This window comes from Methanobrevibacter sp. UBA212, from assembly GCF_905233225.1.
Taxonomy (GTDB): Archaea; Methanobacteriota; Methanobacteria; order Methanobacteriales; family Methanobacteriaceae; genus Methanocatella.
This window is the reverse complement of sequence record NZ_CAJODJ010000071.1, coordinates 1-4329: the sequence shown is the minus strand read 5'-3', so window position 1 is coordinate 4329 and position 4329 is coordinate 1. Positions and strand designations below refer to the sequence as shown.

At 34.8% G+C, this 4329-nt stretch carries 5 protein-coding genes and 1 pseudogene; 4 read left to right on the top strand and 2 right to left on the bottom strand.

The window, feature by feature from the left end:
• Positions 1-924 (top strand): annotated as a pseudogene (locus QZ138_RS11230) (hypothetical protein); the annotation flags it as partial.
• A gap of 373 nt (positions 925-1297) precedes the next feature.
• On the opposite strand, the gene QZ138_RS11225 reads toward QZ138_RS11230, so the two are convergent.
• Both QZ138_RS11225 and QZ138_RS11220 read right to left on the bottom strand, forming a co-directional pair.
• Positions 1298-1606, bottom strand: coding sequence for a hypothetical protein (locus QZ138_RS11225; protein WP_292889102.1), 309 nt, complete (start codon positions 1604-1606; stop codon positions 1298-1300).
• Entirely contained in the window at positions 1596-1904 is a 309-nt protein-coding gene (locus tag QZ138_RS11220) for a hypothetical protein (protein WP_292889101.1), read from the bottom strand. Before QZ138_RS11220 ends, QZ138_RS11225 begins: the two co-directional genes overlap by 11 nt.
• A 189-nt stretch (positions 1905-2093) precedes the next feature.
• Here QZ138_RS11220 and QZ138_RS11215 point away from each other — a divergent pair, with 189 nt between their 5' ends.
• From QZ138_RS11215 to QZ138_RS11205, 3 genes are all read left to right on the top strand, one after another.
• Entirely contained in the window at positions 2094-2723 is a 630-nt protein-coding gene (locus QZ138_RS11215) for a cobalt-precorrin-8 methylmutase (RefSeq protein ID WP_292879159.1), read from the top strand.
• Positions 2724-2731: 8 nt separating this feature from the next.
• Positions 2732-4006 (top strand): glutamate-1-semialdehyde 2,1-aminomutase, encoded by a 1275-nt coding sequence (hemL, locus tag QZ138_RS11210; protein WP_292889100.1) that lies wholly within the window; start codon positions 2732-2734, stop codon positions 4004-4006.
• A gap of 9 nt (positions 4007-4015) precedes the next feature.
• On the top strand, positions 4016-4329 hold a 314-nt coding region (locus QZ138_RS11205; protein WP_292889099.1), incomplete at its 3' end, for a signal peptidase I.

Genomic DNA, 4329 nt, shown 5'->3' with positions numbered 1-4329 from the left:
ATAATAATTAATGGTCAAACATATAACAGAACAACCGACAGCAATGGTTCAGCTTCCATAGCAATCAATTTAGATGCTGGAAACTACACCGCTTCTGCTTCATACAAAGCTGAAGGCGACTTCTTCACCAATACTGTAGAAAACAATATTACAATCTTAACAACTATTGATGGTGATGACATCGTTAAAATATTCAGAAACGACACCCAATACTATGCTACTTTCTTTGACAATGAAGGAAAAGCATTAGCTGAAGGTACAAATGTCACTTTCAACATCAACGGTGTAATGTATGAAAGAAAAGTTAATGGAAACGGTACTGCTAGATTAAACATTAACTTAAACCCTGGTGAATATATCATTACTGCAACTAACCCTGTGACCGGCGAAATGCGTTCAAACACCATTACTGTATTGGCTACTATCCAATCCAGTGATTTAGTAAAATACTACAAAAATGATTCACAATACATAGTTACACTTTTAGGCAAAGACGGTAAAGCTGTTGGCGCAGGTGAAACTGTAAAATTCAACATAAACGGAGTATTCTACGAACGCCAAACCAATGCATCAGGTCAAGCAAAATTATCCATTAATTTATTGCCTGGCGACTACATAATTACTGCAGAATATAATGATTGTGCAGTTTCCAACAATATTGAAGTCAAATCCGTTTTAGCTGCAACCGATTTAACAAAATCAGTTAGTGAAGCAAAAGCATTTGGAGCTACATTAGTTGACGGACAAGGTAAACTATTAGCAAATGAAACTGTAACATTCAATATTAATGGAATGATATATGATAGGACTACTGACAGTGAAGGTGTTGCAAGGTTAAACATTAACTTGCAAAAAGGAGAATACATTATAACTTCAAGTTATAATGGCCAAAGTATTGCTAATACCATTACTGTTACAGACTAGAACAAAAATTTAAAGCGGGATGATTATTCATCCCATCATTACTTTTTAATTACTGTTTTTTCAATATTTGTCAATTTTTCTTTTTTTACTATTTTGGTATGTTATAGTATTTTACCAAATTATTGTGCGGGATTTGGTAAAAATTCTTGGGCTATTACACATTTTAGTAGTGTAAGGATTACCAAGCTATCTCCGGATTACTTTCCGGTTTGTTAATTTTATTAACAATTATACTTAGGCAATATATAATATAAGTAATTTTTTAATTGATATAAAACATATTACTTTATATAATTTGTTTTTTTCAGAGCAATTTTTCAATGTGAAAACAATTTCAATAAAAATCATTTATCAAAAAAAATTAAGTAAATAACTATAATATTTCATCACTAATAAATTTTATCAGAAATTCGCTATACACATCATTAATATCGCCTTTATAGTTTAAAGAATATTGATATAAAGTTCTTGTTTCACTGCGAATTTCTTCAACAACCTCTTTATCAAAAACTCCTTTTGCTTCCAAAATCCAAAATTCATCATATCCACAGATTAACTCATAATCTTCATTTTCCATTTCCAATATCTGAAAATTTTCACCAGAAGGAGCTGACAAAAACCCTTTAGGATGATTATAGATGCTGGCCACATTTTTGCCTTTAAAATGGCTTTCATATCTCATCAAATATAAACACATCAAGATTATCCTCAACAAAACAGTATATGATTTCTCCCGTCTTATAATCAAAGAAAAGCATACATTCGTAGGAAAGATGTGCAGTTTTTCTTCTAAACAAGTCAACTAGCTTAACTGCTTTTTGGCTGAATTCATCAGGTAAATCTTCACTTGATATGGATGGTATATCCCAGTCCACATCCAGATGGCAATACTTCAAAAATTCCTGGTCTTTGAGCCTCAATTCAAAGGGCAGCACAAAGGCTCCCTTGTCATCGATTTTGAAATCATCAATAAATGACATCAAAGATGTTTTTAAATTTTTTTTATAGCTAACATAATTGTTAATTAGTTAAAAAAGTATATAAATTAGCCAGTTTCAAATAAAAAGAATTTTACTGCCTTATTTCAATATTATCATCACTTTGAAATTTTTCAATGATTATGCCAAATACTAAAATATTTTAACTGTTTTTTTACATATAATTATAATATGACAGACCAAATGTTTATGGGTGCATCAACTAAACAAGGCTATGATATCGCTACCAAAAGTAGGGAAATTATCCGTGGCCTTATAGGTGATGAAATTAAGGATTTGAAACCTGCTGAAAAGGACATTGTAGAGCGTATTGTTCACTCAACAGCTGATCCGGAATATGCAAAATTAGTCCATATAAGCGATGACTTTGTTGACGTTGCAATGAAGTCATTAAAAAACAACGAAACAATATTGACTGACATCAACATGGTTAAATATGGAATAACACGATATGACGGTGAAGTGGAGTGCTACATCAAAAACGAGGAAGTTAAAAAAATAGCTAAAGAGCATCAAATCACAAGGGCAGCTGCTGCCATCAGGTATGCGAGCCAAAATGATTTTGAAGGAATTGTCGTTTCAGGCAATGCTCCGACTGCTGTATTTGAAGCAATGGACTTATACGAAAAAGGTGAAATAAATCTTAAGGCAATAGTGGGAGTTCCTGTTGGTTTTGTTGGAGCTGCCGATTCCAAAGAAGCCTTGAGAAATTCAAATATACCTAATGTCATCACTGAAGGACCTAAAGGTGGAACACCTATAGCAGTTGCTTGTGTAAACTCATTAATCCAACATTTATAAGTGATAAAATGACTGAAGAATTATTTAATGAATCTAAAAAATACTTCCCCGGAGGAGTTAATTCACCAGTTCGTGCATTCAAGCCTTATCCGTTTTTCGTTAAAAGTGCTGGTGGCTGTAAAATAACCGATACTGAAGAAAATACCTATATCGACCACTGTATGGCTTACGGTCCATTGATACTTGGACATGCAAATCCCAAAGTGGTGCGTGAAGTGTCAAATCAATTGACTATCGGTACTGCCTATGGAGCTCCAACCGAAAATGAAATCAAGCTTGCAAGTGAAGTTGTTGATAGAATTCCTTCTGCAGAAATGGTCAGATTTTGTAATAGCGGAACTGAAGCTACAATGAGCGCCATCAGATTGGCACGTGGATTTACAGGACGTGACAAAATCATCAAATTTGAAGGAGCATATCACGGAGCCCATGACTATGTATTGGTTAAAGGCGGATCAGGTGCAGCATGCCTGCCGGATTCTGCAGGAATTCCAACAGACACTACAAAAAACACATTGTCAGTTCCATTCAACGATGAGGAAGCCCTAACTGAATTGATTGAAAAGGAAGGCGAAAATGTAGCATGTTTAATAATGGAAGTTGTAATGGGCAATGTTGGATGTATTGAACCTAAGGCCGGATTTTTAGAGTTTGTTCGCAAGATTACTGAAGAAAACGATATAGTGTTAATATTTGATGAAGTCATCACTGGTTTTAGAGCTTCCAGAGGTGGCGCTCAACAATACTATGGAGTAACTCCTGATTTGACAACACTAGGTAAGATTGTTGGTGGAGGACTTCCAATGGGTGCTTTCTGTGGAAAAAGAGAAATTATGGAGTTAATAGCTCCTCAAGGACCAGTTTACCAGGCAGGTACCTTTAGCGGTAACCCGATTTCTGTCCAGGCAGGATTATCAACCATGTCACAGCTGGACGATAAATTCTATAAAGATTTAGAAAGAAAAGGCAATTTCCTAAGAGGAAACATAGAATCAATAATCGATGACGAGCAGTACAATATCCAATGCGTTGGACTCGCATCAATGTTCCAGATATATTTGAATCCTGCAGAAGTTTACAATTATGCTGATGCTCAAAAGTCTGATACTGAAAGATTTTTAAGATACTTTAGAGCTCTTTTAAAAGAAGGCGTGTTTATACCGCCTAGTCAATTTGAATGTAACTTTATTTCAAGTGCACACAGCATGGCAGATTTACAAGATACGTCCGATGCAATCGAAAATGCCCTGGCTGTTGCATTTAAAAAGAAAAATAAATTTTAAGGTGTTTAAATGGTAGATTACAAAGAACTTGCATCATATGCAGTTATTCTCATAATCGTTTTAATCGCCGCCCAACACCTGAACGTTGTTGTTTCAGGCAGTATGGAGCCAGTATTCTACAGGGGAGACATAGTTGTCATTGAAAAGGCAAATTTCCTGGGATTACATGAATTCAATTCAAGCGACGTTAAAGTGGGAGATATTGTAGTTTATGATGCTGCATGGTTTAACCAACCAGTCATTCACAGAATTATCGACATTAAAGATATTAATGGAACGACGATGTATGTAATAAAGGGTGACAACAACAATCGGACGGATCC

Excerpts from the sequence above, each read along its gene's own strand:
- QZ138_RS11220 (WP_292889101.1), bottom strand. The coding sequence starts at position 1,904 with ATGTCATTTATTGATGATTTCAAAATCGATGACAAGGGAGCCTTTGTG.
- QZ138_RS11225 (WP_292889102.1), bottom strand. The coding sequence starts at position 1,606 with ATGAGATATGAAAGCCATTTTAAAGGCAAAAATGTGGCCAGCATCTAT.
- QZ138_RS11215 (WP_292879159.1), top strand. The coding sequence starts at position 2,094 with ATGACAGACCAAATGTTTATGGGTGCATCAACTAAACAAGGCTATGAT.
- hemL (WP_292889100.1), top strand. The coding sequence starts at position 2,732 with ATGACTGAAGAATTATTTAATGAATCTAAAAAATACTTCCCCGGAGGA.